Origin of the sequence: Micromonospora sp. NPDC050495, assembly GCF_040655175.1 — a bacterium.
Lineage (GTDB): Bacteria > Actinomycetota > Actinomycetes > Mycobacteriales > Micromonosporaceae > Micromonospora.
The window spans coordinates 1-12925 of record NZ_JBFAJK010000086.1; the positions used below are offsets into that span (position 1 = coordinate 1).

The window sequence follows — 12925 nt, forward strand, 5'->3', positions numbered from 1 at the left end:
TTCTCGCAACGAGTGACGAGCTGACGCGGCGTGGCGGGTGGGTCAAGCAGTTTGGGTGAGTCTGAATCGAGCGTCATGCCCGCTCAGGGCCCCGGGCCCTGGGGAACAGGGCGAGTAGGCGGGGCAGCCGCAGGGGAATTTGCGCAGCATCGTCGGCACTGCCGAACCGCCCCGACCACTGGTCCTCGACCGCCCGAAGGGACTCGAACCCCTAACCTTCTGATCCGTAGGAGCGTCCCGCACCCGCCGTTTACCCGCCTCGCCTCCCCGCTGGCTCGTGGCCGGCGTTCATCCGGAGGCGGCTGCTGGCGTCAGGCTGGGGTCAGAGCCTGGCAGCTTGGGAATTGTCGATCTCCGGCAGGCCACGGGCTTGGCGGCCTGGTCTCGGCAGTCTCGCGTGGCCTCGGCTGGCCCTTGCTGCCCTCGCACAATGGCACGCCAGGTTGCTCCCTCGACAGTTGGTCTACTATTCGTCGGTGGTGCGCATCTATCCAACACTTTTCGCCGTTGCTGTGGTCGTTGCCATATCCGGCTGCCAGAGCAACAGCTCCTCGCCACAGCCCTCGGCAGCTGGCACCACTCCCCGTCCCACGGCCATCGCTTCGCATCCCGCCCTGGAGGGCGTTGCCTTGGCCGCCTGGGTATGCGAGCAAATCAACCAGGCGGTGAAGAACGGGACCCACGGCGATCCAGCCGTGATGCGGCCGATCGCCGAGGCGGCGACGCAGTCCGGCGTTGACGGCTTCACCTTCAAAGGTTCTGTGCTACTGAAAAAGGCCGAGAAAGTGGAGTCACACATTGCGGACGATCCGACCGTGGTGCTTGAACTTCGCAGCAACGCTCTAGAACTTAAATGGACATGCAGGGGAGCCGTTCAACGTCCCGGCTGGCCGAGTTCTACTCGCTCAGCAACTCAATGACCTGAGGCGGGATCGACTACGAAGGGCTGCCTCCTGCTGCTGCACGAGGTTGAAAGCCCATCTCCCCCGTGAGTCCGCACACTGTGGAACGGGCCTGCTCCCCGCGTTATCGACGGCGAGGTTTTGGACGGTGCCGCATGAAACCCCACCCACCCCACCCACACCCGCGCCGAACGTGTTGAGGGCCTGGTCCTCGTCGTCATCCTCCTGCTGGTCGCCGGGTTCGCCGGGGCGGCGTCGTGGCTGTGGCTCTGCCGCTCAGCCTGGTCGGCGTGCTGCGCGGTCATCGGGCGCTGCAATGGACGGAGCGGGAGGCGGCTGGGGACCGCTGGCAAGAGCATGGACCGCTGTTCACCACGAAGATCGGCACTCCGATCGAGCCTCGCAATATCAATCGGCACTTCGGCCAGTTGTGCGAGCGGGCGGGAGTCCGGCGCATCCGGGTCCATGACTTGCGTCATTCGTGCGCGACGCTGCTCTACGACCAGGGCGCGCCGCTCGAGCGGATTCAGGACGTGCTCGGGCACAGCTCCCCGACGTCACGAAGTCGATCTACGTAGAGGCGACCCGGCGGGTGCAGCAGGACGCGGTGGACCGCCTCGGGTTCCTCTTCGACGCGTAGGCGTAGGGGTCAGCCGTGGGGGTCAACACGATCAAGGGCCGGTCTCCCGTGACAGGAAACCGGCCCTTGACCTGCTGTGCGCCCGAAGGGACTCGAACCCCTAACCTTCTGATCCGTAGTCAGATGCTCTATCCGTTGAGCTACGGGCGCTTGTTGCTCGGCCAGTCTACACACCCGGCTTTCGCGCGGAGACTCCGGGATTCGAACCCGGGAGGGGCTTTAAAACCCCAACCGCATTAGCAGTGCGGCGCCATAGACCAGACTAGGCGAAGTCTCCTCGGTGGCCCGGAGACCACCGCGCCCGAGGATACAGGTCCGCCCCCACCGGGGGCAAAGCGACTACCGGTCCGCCGCTCAGCCGCTGCGTTTCCGTCGTGTGCGACGTCACGTCCGCGACTACGCTCCATCGATATGCAGGAGCAGCCGCCGAGCGATCCGCCCCGTCGCGAGCCCGCCGCCAACGCCCGGCGGAGCCGCTCCACCAAGCCGACCTTCACTCCGCCCCCGGCACCCGAGGCCCCCGCGGACCCGGTGCCAGCGGAGCGGGCGACGCCGCCCCGCCCCCGGCGGGCCCGGACCGCCCCCACCGTGCTCTTCCAGCCGCCCGACCCGGCCCGGGCCAGCACACCCGCGCCGGACCGGCCGGCCGCCACGCCGCCATCCCCTCCGCCCGCCCGGACGGCCGGCAAGGACCCTTCCGGTGCCGTGCGGACCGGCGACGACGCACCTGGTGGCGCGCGGGCCGCAGGTGGTGCGGGTTCCACTGACGCCCGGACCGGCGGCGACGATGCTTCCGGTCAGGTTTGGGCCGCCGGCGATGCGTCGCCCGGCGAGGCGGGGGGCGCCCCCGGTTCGGGTACCGGGGCGGCGAGCCCTGGCCAGCGGCCGGGCCCGGCCGCCACCGGTCCGGCTGTCGAGGGTGCCCCGAAGCGGCCCCGCCGCACCCCCGCCGCCCGGACGGCACGGGCGACGAGCAGCGCCCCGGCGAAGAAGGCACCACCCGCGAAGAAGGCGACGCCGTCGACCAGCACGCCGATCGAGGCGACGGTCCGAGCCGAGGCGGCGGAGCCGGTCCAGCCGGAGCCCGCGGTGGACGAGACCGAGGCGACGATCCGGACCGAGACGGTCCGCCCGGCCGGTACCGCGACTCCGGCTGCGGGGGCACCGCCGGCCGAAGAGGCGGCCCCGGCTCAGGAGACGGCCCTGGCCCGGGAGGCCACTCCGGCGGATACGCGAGAGTCGGCCGAGGCGGCGGCGCCAGCGGCGCCGAGGCCGGCCCGAAAGGCCACGAAGGCCACGGGGGCCACCAAGGTCACCAAGGTCACCAAGGCCACGAAGGCCACCAAGGCCACCAAAAGAGCGCCCGGGAAGGCCGCCACGACCCCGCCCGAGGTCCCGGAAGAGCCGAAGACCCCGCCCCCCGCCCGCCGGGTGACGAAGGCCCCGAAGGCGACGGCCACCCCGACCCGGAAGACCACCACCGCGAGGCGGTCAGTACCCCCCGCGCAGCCCGCCGATGCGCAGCTCGTCACCGGGCCCGCGCCCACCCCGACCGGCCAGCCCGGCACCGCCCAGGACCAGGGCAGCCCAGCGCCCGATCCGTCGATCGCCGCCGTCGACCCCGCCAGCACCGCGAGCCCGGAGCCGGCAGCCCCCGAGCTGGCAGCCGCCGAGCCGGCAGCCCCGGAGCCGGCAGCCCCGGAGCCGGCAGCCGCCGGGCAGCCGGACCGGCGGGAGGTGGTCACCGTCCCGCTGAGCGAGGTCACGTCGAGGCGTACCGCTGGGGAGGGCTGGCGGGCCGTCGGCGCGCGCCTGCTCGATCATCCGGGCTTCGCCCCGGAGTTGCTGGCCCTCGCGGCGGTGGACACGCTGGGGCCGCGCGCCGCCGACTGGGTACGGCGGACCCGCGAGACCTACCCGGCGGCGGACGCCGACGGGCTGGCCCGGCTGGCCACCCGGCGGTTCGTCCGGCTGGCCGGCGCGGGCGGGGCGCTCGCGGCGGGCGCGGGGCTGCTCGCGCCGGCGGTGGAGCTGACGGCGGTGCTCTGGACCCAGGCCAACCTGGTGCTGCACCTGGCCGCCGTGCACGGCCATGATCCGGCCGATCCGGACCGGGTGGCCGAACTGCTGGTGCTGACGCAGGTGCATCCCGACGTGGGCACCGCCCGGGCGGCCCTGGCGGCGGTCCGGTCGGTGGGTCCGTCGACGGACGGGCCGTGGCCGCGGGCGGCCGAGGCGGCGTGGCGGCTGGCGACGCCGCTCGCGGCGCAGGCCGGCGGCTGGTTGGGGTTGCGGCTGGCGTCCCGGCTGCTGCCGGGCGCGGCGGTGCTCACCGCCGCGGCGGGCGACGCGGCGGCGGCGCAGCGGCTGGCCGCCCGGGCCATCGCCCGCTACCGGCCGGCCCGTGGTCGCTGAGCGCCCCGGTCAGAGCCAGTCGAACCAGGAGCGGGGCAGCGCCGCGTAGCCGACGAAGGCGACCACGTCGAGCAGGGTGTGCGCGACGATCAAGGGGGCGACCCGGCGGGTACGCAGGAAGAACAGGCTGAAGATCACGCCCATCACCGCGTTGCCGACGAACGCGCCGAAGCCCTGGTAGAGGTGGTACGAGCCGCGCAGCACCGCGCTGGCGGCGACCACGGCGGCCATCCGCCAGCGCAGCTGCACCAGCCGGTTGACCAGGTAGCCGACCACGATCACCTCCTCCAGCACGGCGTTCTGCACGGCGGCGAGGATCAGCACCGGGACCGCCCACCAGAGGTGCGGCAGGGCGGCCGGCACCAGGGTGGCGTTGACGCCGAGTTGCGCGGCCGCCCAGAACAGCGCCAGCCCGGGCAGGCCGATGAGGGCGGCGAGCCCGGCGCCGCGGGCCAGGTCCGACCCGGGCCGGCGCAGGTCCACCCCGAGGGCCCGGGCCGGGTCGCCGGGGTCCCGGGCCAGCAGGTGTACGGCGAGCAGCACCGGCAGCAGCGCGAAGCCGATCCCGAGGAGCTGGTAGGTGAGGTCGAGGTACGGCCGGGCCGAGGCCGAGGTGTTCAGCGCCGCGGTCTGCTTCGACAGCCCGCCCGCGGCGGTCAGCTTGGCGATCAGCGAGACCAGGGCGTACACCGCCGACTGGCCGAGGGAGAGACCGAGCACCAGCAGCGTCTCGGTGCCCAGGGTCCGGCGGGACACCGGGCGGGTGAGCTCGTCAACCGTCACCGGACCACTGTGCCGCACGCGGCGGCCGGCCGGCACCGCCTCCGGCAGGGGATGAATCGATCGCACATTGTGTGCGACCGGTGGGCACGCTCCGTGGAGATTCTATGGGGGCCGATCCGGCCGTCAGGAGAAGGAGCGTGCCCCCGTGGAGAACTTCGCGCGGCTGTTGAAGGAGAGCTGGACCCTGGTCGAGGAAGACCGGGAGCGGCTGAGCGGTCACTTCTACGCCCGGCTGTTCCTCCTCGACCCGGAGCTGCGCAAGCTCTTCCCGGTGCAGATGAACGGGCAGGGCGACCGGATCCTGGAGGCGATCGTCACCGCGACCCAGACGGTCGGCGACCCGGAGAGCTTCGACGAGTACCTGCGGGCGCTGGGCCGGGACCACCGCAAGTACCACGTCGAGGCGGGGCACTACGCGACCATGGGCGTCGCCCTGCTGGACGCGCTGCGCAGCACCGCCGGGGACGGCTGGAACCTGGAGTTCGACCAGGCGTGGCGGGAGGCGTACGCGAGCATCACCGAGCGGATGCTCGCCGGGGCGGCCGCGGACGGGAACCCGCCGTTCTGGCACGCCGAGGTGCTGACCCACGAGCGGCACGGGCCGGACACCGCGGTGCTGACCGTCCGGGCCCTCCAGGCCCCGCTGACCTGGCAGGCCGGGCAGTACGTCAGCGTCGAGGTGCCCCGCTACCACCCGCGGGTATGGCGGACGTACTCGGTGGCGAACGCCCCGAATGACGACAACGTGCTGGAGTTCCACGTCCGGACGCCGGCCGGCGCGGCGGGTTGGGTGTCCGGGGCGCTGGTCCGCCGGACCAGGCCGGGTGACCTGCTGCGGGTGGCCGCTCCGATGGGGTCGATGACGCTGGACCGGTCGTCGACCCGGGACGTCCTCTGCGTGGCCGGCGGGGTGGGGCTGGCGCCGGTCAAGGCGCTGGTGGAGGAGCTGACCAAGGTCAACCGGACCCGCTGGGTGCACGTCTTCTACGGCGCCCGCCGTCCGGCGGAGCTGTACGGGCTGACCGGCCTGGAGGAGCTGGTCGCCGCCCACCCGTGGCTGTCGGTCACCCCGGCGTGCAGCGAGGATCCGGACTTCGACGGCGAGCTGGGCGACATCTCCGACGTGGTGACCCGGTACGGCCCGTGGACCACGCACGACTGTTACGTCTCCGGCTCGGCCCCGATGGTCCGGGCCACCCTGCGCGCGCTCGCCGCCGACGACGTGCCGCCGGATCACATCCGCTACGACACCTTCGCCGCCCGATAGCCGTTCCTCCCCCCGAGCCGGGTCGCGTGCCCCTGCCCCCTGGGGCACGCGACCCGGCACCCCGTACTCCGGTGCGCGGGCCGGGCCGGCAACCGGCCCCCGCACCGGGGGCCGGCGGCGGTGCCGGGAGGGTCAGTAGCGCCAGGGGTGGCCGGTGTCGCGGTACTCCTCGACCGGCACCAGCGGCACGCCGGGGATCATCCGGTCCACGTAGAGGTGCCCCTCCAGGTGGTCGATCTCGTGGGCGACCAGCCGGGCCATCGCGTACTCGAAGGACGTGATCACGCGGCTGCCGTCCCACTGGGCGTGTTCCACGTCGATCCGCAGCGGCCGGGGCACCAGGCCGCGGTGGTCGAAGAAGGAGAGGCAGCCCTCGTACTGCTCGTCGGTCTCCGCGGCGCTGTCGACGATCCGGGGGTTGAGCAGGACGACCGGTTCGGCGGCCCGGTCGGCGGGGCGGACCAGGGCGGCGGCCCAGCCGAGGCCGAGCTGCGGCGCGGCGATCCCGACACCCTTGCTGAACGGGTGCAGCTCGTCGAGGCGGGCCAGGACGGCGGAGAGCCGGTCGACGACGTCCCGGGCGATCCGTTCCTGGCGCGGCAGGTCGAACTGGCGGGCGGGCTGCCGGAGCAGGTCGTCGCCGCGCTGGACGATGCCGATACCGCGCATCCGGTCGCTGGCCCGGACCCGGCCGTCCGGGCCGGTGCCGTCCGGTTCGGCGTCCGGCGGCAGGCTGCGGAAGCGCCACTGGAGCCGGTAGCGGGCGTTCAACGGCGGGTCGTCGGTGGCCCACTCGTAGATCGCCCGGCCGTCCCGGTCGTGCCGCTGCACCGGGGTACGCAGCGGCCCCTCCTCGGACGAGAGGGAGGTTTCCGCTCCCCACACCTTCGGGTCGAGCTCCGCCGGCAGGTCGAGCTGGACGGAGAGGTGCCGGGTGGGCAGGCGTACGGCCCGCTGGAACCAGGGGCCCCACTTGTCCCGCCCGACCCGGTAGGCGTACTCGATGGTCACCCGGTCGCCGGGGTAGAGCGGGAAGCGGCCCTCGGCGTTCTCGAAGAGCAGCCAGATCTCCTTGAACGCGTCCCGGTCGTGCTTGGCCCGCCAGTGCATCGGCTCGCGCCCGCCGCCGTCGTCCCGGTACGCCTCGAGTTGCAGCTCGGCGAAGGTGAGCGGGTGCTCCCGGTGGTGCCGGTTGGAGCGGCCGGGGTCGTTGGGGTAGCGGTCGACGGCGACCCGGACCAGATAGCGGGTGACCGGTTCGGTGCCGGCGTTGTAGAGCTCCCGCCGGATCACGCAGTGGTAACCCTCGTCGCTGTGGGTGAGGGTGGCGGATTCCCGCTCGACCACGAGGCCGGTGCCGGGTGGCAGCCACTGCCCGGGGACCGGCGGGTCGCGGTGCGCGCCGGAGCGGCCGTGCCGCAGTTCGTCGTACTCCCGGTAGCGCTGCCAGATCGCGCCGCTGGCCTCCAGGACGGCCTCGGCCCGCCGGGCGAAGTCCTCGGTGGGCCGGTGCCGGCGCCCCTCGACGTGGCTGACGTACGACGGGTCGAAGCCCATCAGGGTCGCCAACTGCTTCTTGGACAGCCCTCTGCCGGTGCGGTGCCGGGCGAGCTCAGCCGCGAACGAGTCGGCGGCACGCTCGATGGGGGAGGTCGACATCGGCTTCCTCGTACGCGGGAGCACCATTTTCACGTCTGGTGGCCGAACGTGTACGGAAAGTGACTCGTATTCGACATTCACCTTGACAATTCAGCGGTGGGCGTCGATGCTTGCGCCGTCTCCCCGCCCGCCCGCCGGCGTTTCCCGCCGGTGCGACCGGGTAGTACCCGGCGCGGGACGTGACCGGCACCTCTTCCTCGGACCCCTGAGTCGACTTCCCCCGGACCCCCAGCTGTGGTTAGGCTAGCCTTAGCTCAGGACGTCGAGTGGTGGGGACACCAGACAGGGGACCGATCAAGGTGACAGCGGTGCTGCCGTCGCGGGACGCCGCCGCGCCGCTCGCCCCGGTGACCGCCGCCCTGCGCGCCATGTTCGGCACCGACGAGGTGCCCGGGCTCGCGCCCGGCCTCCTGGTCGACACCGACGAGCCCCGCTGGTTCCCGGCGGCCCGACTGATCGACGGCACCCGGCTGCCCGAGTTCCTGGCCGCCGCCGGCCGGCGCTTCGGCGGTACGCCGCACGCCTGCGCCGCGCTGGCCTGGAAGTCGTACAGCTACTGGACCGCGCTGCCGGTGGTGCTGGGCTGGGCCTCGGCCCGGCGGGTGCCGCTGCCCGACCCGGCCGACGTCCTGCTCCACTTCGCGGACCCGGGCCAGCTGTTCACCCTGGGGCTGCGCCGCTCGACCACGGTCGCGGTGCTGCCCGGTGACCCGCTGGCGCTCGCCGGCCACCCGGACGTCCGGGTGGTCGCCGACGAGGCGGCGCTGCTGGACACGCTGCGCGGCACGCTGCTCGACGCCCACTTCGCGCCGCTGATCGCGGCGCTGCAGACCGAGGTCCGGCTCGGCACCCGTACGCTGCTCGGCTCGGTCGCCTCCGGCATCGCGCACGGCCTGCTGCGCGCCTCGGACGCGCTGCCCGGCTCGGCCGCCGCGAGCGTCAGCACGCTGCTCGCCGCGCTCGACCTGGCCGACCTGGTGGAACTGGTCCCCGGCCCGGCCGGCGAGCCGACGGTGCAGCGGCGCACCTGCTGCCTGGCCTTCACCCTGCCCCGGCCGAAGATCTGCCAGGGCTGCTGCCTGCGGCCGTCCTGACCCAGCGGGCGGCCCGACACCGGATGCCCCGGGCCACGCGGGGCCCGGTGCGCGCGGGGGGGGCCGGCGCTCAGTCGACCAGCGGGCGGACGTCCCAGAGCCACACCCCGCCGGTGAACGTCGGCGTGATGCCGGTCAGCTCGGTCATCCCCCGGTGGAGCGCGCCCGCCTGGTGCAGCCGGGGGTCGAGGAGCACCACGCCGGCCCGCCAGTAGCGCAGGTCGTCCACCGCGGCCACCCGGTCCTGCGGGGTGATCGGCGGCACCGCGTCGGTCTTCCGGATCTGGGTGAAGAAGCTGCTGGTCGGGCGGGGCGGGGCGGTGAAGAGCGCCTGCCGGCCGGCCCCGGGCCGGGTGTCGGGGTAGAGAAAGTAGCCCCGGGCCAGCGGCATCTCCAGCCGGGTCTCGGCGGACCAGCGCAGCGGGACGGCGTACGTGGTGTCCGGCAGCGGCAGCGTGACGAGGCTGTGCCCGCCGGCCAGGTAGGGACGCCAGGCCCCGGAGGTGATGAAGGTGGGGGTCGGTTCCCGGCGTACCGCGGGCAGCGGGGTGGGCAGGAGCGGCAGCAGCGCCATGGCCAGCACGGTGGTGGTGGCGAACCGGATCTGCCCACGGGCGGCCGGGTGGCGCCGGGCCAGCCGGCGGGCGTGCTCCGCGCCGAGCGCCAGCAGGATCCCCACGATCGGGGTGAGCGCGAGCGACCAGCGGGTGGGCACCACGGAGTGCAGGATCGGCAGGTTCTCCAGCGCGGCCCAGGGACCGGGGACGCCGGTGTCCCGCCCGTCGAAGCGGATCTCCCGGCCGAGGGAGAAGAGGACGAACACCGCGCCGACCGCGGCCAGACCGAGCACCACGACGTTGCGCCGTAGCCACCAGAGCAGCGCCATCGCGAGCACGGCGAGCGGCCAGCCGAAGAAGGCGTTCTCCTCGGTGGCGTTCTTGACCAGCCAGACGCTGCCCCGGGCGTCCCCGGCCAGCGACTCCCTGGACCAGGCGACGTACGAGGCCAGGTCGGTGCGGTAGCCCCGGATCAGCTCCGACAGCCCCTGGTACGCCCCGGGCCCGAAGAACTGCACGTGGAGCGGGTACGCGAGCAGCACCAGCGCGACCAGGGCGGCCACGGCCAGACCGGCGAAGAAGGTGCGGGCGGACCGGCGGGTCTCCGGGCGGCCGAGGGCGAGGGCGAGCGCCACCACCCCGAGCCCGATCGCCGTCATCAGCAGGATCTCCAGGTTGAGGAAGGACTGCCAGACCACCACCAGCCCGAGCAGCACGCCGTTGCGCGCCCAGCGGCCGGGCTCGGTCAGGCGCAGCGTCCGCCAGATGATCAGGGGCACCACGAACTGGCTCACGATGTTGGGGTGGGCGTTGGCGTGCGAGATCATCGCGGGCGCGAAGGCGCAGAAGCCGGCCCCGAGCCAGGCCGGGCCCCGGGACCCGATCAGCACTCGGGAAAGGACGAAGTACCAGGCCACGCCGGTGGCGGCCATTCCCAGGGTGAGGAAGAGCAGGAATGCGGTACGCGGCCCGAAGAGGAGGGTGACCGGCGTCATTGGCAATGAAACGGATAATACGGACGTATTTGCCATCAGATTGACGCCGTCCGGCACATTCATCCGGTCCGACGTGAACGGATAGGCAAAATCGGTCACGACGCGCGCACCGTGCGCCATCATCCACTCGAACTGGGCCTGATCGGTGCGGTTGTCCCGGACCTCCGCGGCGGGATCCAGCCAGAGCCGCGCGGTCACCCAGAGGGCGAGCAGGACGAAGCTGAGCACGGCGGCGAGGTCGATCCACCGCCCCTGCCGCAGCCGTTCGCCCTCGCCGGGCCCGTCCTCGGCGGCGCCATCGGGAGCAGCGTCCGATTCAGGAGTAGTCATGACAATTCGGAGCGTAGTCAGGGTATGGCAGGGCCGTGACATGTTTCGGGGTACTGGCGTACTATGTGCCGGGTTCGCCAACCGCCGATCACGTGCCCTCCCCCGACCGCAATTCGGCCACCCCCGGTGCCCCGATTCCCTCGCCAGCCATCCGGATGGTTGACTTTGTCGGTCCAGGCGCGGGTCAGTCATATCGTGAGGAATCGACGCATGGCAGAAATCACTGGGGATCAGGCCGTCCAGTCGGAGGTTCTCGAGGGCTTGGCGACGGCCGTCAACCACCGCAGGTGGTTCGTCGAACTGGCGGTGCCGTACCTCGGTGACAACCCCATCGAGATCGGCAGCGGTCTGGGCGACTACGCGCTGGAGTGGTCCGCGCAGCTGCCCCGGATCACCGCCACCGAGGCGGACCCCGACCGGCTCGTCCGGCTCAAGGAGCGGCTCGCCGACCGTCCGGGCGTCGAGGTCCGCCAGATGCTGCTACCGCACTCCGAGCGCGGCGACTACAGCGCCGCCGTGTCGTACAACGTGCTGGAGCACATCGAGGACCACGTGGGCGCGCTGCGCAGCATGCGCGAGCTGGTCCGGCCCGGCGGCGCCGTGATCATCATCGTGCCGGCGTTCCAGTTCGCGATGAGCCCCGCGGACATCGCCACCGGCCACGTCCGGCGCTACACCAAAAAGAGCCTCGCCGCGGCGATGACCGAGGCCGGGCTCACCGTGGAGAAGATCCACTACGCGAACGCGCTCGGCCTGATCGGCTACTTCATGGCCACCAAGGTCTTCCGGCTGATGCCGAAGGAGGGCCCGATGGTGAAGGTCTACGACACCCTGGTGCTGCCCGCCACCAAGGCCGCCGAGCAGCGGATCCGGCCGCCGTTCGGGCAGTCCGTCTTCGCCGTCGCCCGCGTCCCCGAGTGACCCGGCGGGGAGGGGTCCCGGCGGGCCCCTCCCCGCCCCGGCTCACTCCTTGATCTGGTACGTGGGGCGGATGACCGCCCGGGCCAGGGTGTGGAACGCCAGGTTGAAACCGACGTACGCCGGGCTGGCCCCCGGGCCGACGTCGAGCCGCTCCACGTCGACCGCGTGCACCGCGAAGACGTAGCGGTGCGGCCGGTCGCCGGCCGGCGGAGCGGCGCCGCCGAAGCCGGTGTCGCCGTAGTCGTTGCGGATGCTGAACGCCCCGCCCAGCTCGCTCTCCCGCACGCCGGTGGGCAGCTCGGTCACCGCGGCCGGCACGTCCACCAGCACCCAGTGCCAGAAGCCGCTACCGGTCGGGGCGTCCGGGTCGAAGCAGGTCACCACGAAACTCTTCGTCTCGTCCGGGAAGCCCGACCAGGACAGGTGCGGCGAGACGTTCTCGCCGCCGGCGCTGCCGTGCGCGTGCCGCGCGTCCATCGGCTCACCGTTGTGCACGTCGTCGCTGGTGAGGTTGAACGACGGCACCGTCGGCAGCAGCTCGTACGGGTCCGGGGCGATCGGTCGTTCCAGGGTCATCGAAACGGTCCTTCCGGGTGCGCGCGAATGTCCTGCGCCCCTTCATACCCCTTCGCCGGTCCCGAGCGAACCGGAAGGGGCGGTCCGGCCTGCTCGCGCGGCGGTGCACGTCGGGCGCGGCCGGGGCGACCCGGGCCGACCAGCGGCGTCGAAACTTCCGGTGATGCATCCGCAAGTCTCGGTCGCCACTCCGGTCGCCGCTGGGCACATCCCCGAACCGATCGAGCCAGTCGCCAGATACCGGCAGCTCAGCAGGGGTGAGTGCCCAATCTCGACAGCAGACCCGTCCCGTGGACTTCCGGAAGTTGTTGACAGCGCGGGGAGGCCGATCGATGATGCAAGCATCGATGAACCTCAGCGGCTACCGATCCGGGCTGCGGTAGCGAGCTGGTTCCTCGGTCGTCATAGACCACGAGCGGTGCCGCCGCGACGTGGTCCGGCGCTGTCCGTGGCGGCCGCGTCCCGCGGCCGACGACGGCGTCGAGTCGTGTCTTGCAGCCCGGGTTCCTCGGGCTGCCCCACGAGAGGGATGCACGCCGTGAAAAACCACCCCGTCCTACCCGAGCGCCGCGGGCGTACCCGGATCAGGCTGCTCGCCGCCGCCGCCAGCGCCGTCCTGCTGGCTGCCGTCTCGGCCACCATGACCGGCGTCGCGCACGCCGAGGCCGACCGCACCATCACCTCGAACACTACCGGCACCCATAACGGCTACTTCTTCTCGTACTGGAAGGACAACGGCAACGTCACCATGACGCTGGGCGCCGGCGGCAGCTACAGCGTCCAGTG

10 protein-coding genes, 2 tRNA genes and 1 pseudogene are annotated in these 12925 nt (G+C 72.6%); 7 read left to right on the forward strand and 6 right to left on the reverse strand.

What is annotated here, in order from left to right; genetic code table 11:
- Nucleotides 1-476 precede the first annotated feature (476 nt).
- Entirely contained in the window at nucleotides 477-920 is a 444-nt protein-coding gene (locus AB0I11_RS33270) for a hypothetical protein (RefSeq protein ID WP_357329730.1), read from the forward strand.
- 239 nt (nucleotides 921-1159) lie between these two features.
- Nucleotides 1160-1480 carry a tyrosine-type recombinase/integrase gene (locus tag AB0I11_RS33275; RefSeq protein ID WP_357329732.1) on the forward strand — a complete coding sequence of 107 codons (321 nt, stop codon included), beginning with the start codon at nucleotides 1160-1162 and terminating at the stop codon, nucleotides 1478-1480.
- 139 nt (nucleotides 1481-1619) lie between these two features.
- Here the strand turns inward: AB0I11_RS33275 and AB0I11_RS33280 are convergent.
- Nucleotides 1620-1692 (reverse strand) — tRNA-Arg (locus AB0I11_RS33280).
- Between the two features lie 36 nt (nucleotides 1693-1728).
- Nucleotides 1729-1819: transfer RNA gene (locus AB0I11_RS33285), tRNA-Ser, on the reverse strand.
- 812 nt (nucleotides 1820-2631) lie between these two features.
- Here AB0I11_RS33285 and AB0I11_RS33290 point away from each other — a divergent pair.
- Complete coding sequence (locus AB0I11_RS33290; RefSeq protein WP_357329734.1) at nucleotides 2632-3957, forward strand: hypothetical protein; 1326 nt, start codon at nucleotides 2632-2634, stop codon at nucleotides 3955-3957.
- 9 nt (nucleotides 3958-3966) lie between these two features.
- On the opposite strand, the gene AB0I11_RS33295 is transcribed toward AB0I11_RS33290, so the two are convergent.
- Complete coding sequence (locus AB0I11_RS33295) at nucleotides 3967-4740, reverse strand: CPBP family intramembrane glutamic endopeptidase (protein WP_357329736.1); 774 nt, start codon at nucleotides 4738-4740, stop codon at nucleotides 3967-3969.
- Between the two features lie 145 nt (nucleotides 4741-4885).
- Between AB0I11_RS33295 and AB0I11_RS33300 the strand changes: the two genes are divergently transcribed.
- Nucleotides 4886-6007 (forward strand): globin domain-containing protein, encoded by a 1122-nt coding sequence (locus AB0I11_RS33300; protein ID WP_357329738.1) that lies wholly within the window; start codon nucleotides 4886-4888, stop codon nucleotides 6005-6007.
- A gap of 132 nt (nucleotides 6008-6139) precedes the next feature.
- Here AB0I11_RS33300 and AB0I11_RS33305 read toward each other — a convergent pair whose 3' ends face one another.
- Nucleotides 6140-7666, reverse strand: a complete 1527-nt coding sequence (locus AB0I11_RS33305) for a peptide deformylase (protein ID WP_357329740.1) — start codon at nucleotides 7664-7666, stop codon at nucleotides 6140-6142.
- Between the two features lie 311 nt (nucleotides 7667-7977).
- Between AB0I11_RS33305 and AB0I11_RS33310 the strand changes: the two genes are divergently transcribed.
- Nucleotides 7978-8760 carry an IucA/IucC family C-terminal-domain containing protein gene (locus AB0I11_RS33310; protein ID WP_357329748.1) on the forward strand — a complete coding sequence of 261 codons (783 nt, stop codon included), beginning with the start codon at nucleotides 7978-7980 and terminating at the stop codon, nucleotides 8758-8760.
- A gap of 70 nt (nucleotides 8761-8830) precedes the next feature.
- Here the strand turns inward: AB0I11_RS33310 and AB0I11_RS33315 are convergent, their stop codons facing one another.
- Nucleotides 8831-10642 (reverse strand): hypothetical protein, encoded by a 1812-nt coding sequence (locus AB0I11_RS33315; protein WP_357329742.1) that lies wholly within the window; start codon nucleotides 10640-10642, stop codon nucleotides 8831-8833.
- Between the two features lie 210 nt (nucleotides 10643-10852).
- Here AB0I11_RS33315 and AB0I11_RS33320 point away from each other — a divergent pair, with 210 nt between their 5' ends.
- Nucleotides 10853-11563: a class I SAM-dependent methyltransferase gene (locus AB0I11_RS33320; RefSeq protein WP_357329744.1), complete on the forward strand. Its 711-nt coding sequence runs from the start codon at nucleotides 10853-10855 to the stop codon at nucleotides 11561-11563.
- A gap of 42 nt (nucleotides 11564-11605) precedes the next feature.
- Here AB0I11_RS33320 and AB0I11_RS33325 read toward each other — a convergent pair whose 3' ends face one another.
- A complete protein-coding gene (locus tag AB0I11_RS33325) occupies nucleotides 11606-12139 on the reverse strand; it encodes a YbhB/YbcL family Raf kinase inhibitor-like protein (RefSeq protein WP_357329746.1) in 534 nt (177 codons plus the stop codon).
- Between the two features lie 529 nt (nucleotides 12140-12668).
- Here AB0I11_RS33325 and AB0I11_RS33330 point away from each other — a divergent pair.
- Nucleotides 12669-12925: pseudogene (locus AB0I11_RS33330) on the forward strand (glycoside hydrolase); the annotation flags it as partial.

What these genes read in the sequence shown, in the direction of transcription:
- AB0I11_RS33315 (WP_357329742.1), bottom strand. Translation starts at nt 10,642, where the DNA reads ATGACTACTCCTGAATCGGACGCTGCTCCCGATGGCGCCGCCGAGGAC.
- AB0I11_RS33305 (WP_357329740.1), bottom strand. Translation starts at nt 7,666, where the DNA reads ATGTCGACCTCCCCCATCGAGCGTGCCGCCGACTCGTTCGCGGCTGAG.
- AB0I11_RS33320 (WP_357329744.1), top strand. Translation starts at nt 10,853, where the DNA reads ATGGCAGAAATCACTGGGGATCAGGCCGTCCAGTCGGAGGTTCTCGAG.
- AB0I11_RS33325 (WP_357329746.1), bottom strand. Translation starts at nt 12,139, where the DNA reads ATGACCCTGGAACGACCGATCGCCCCGGACCCGTACGAGCTGCTGCCG.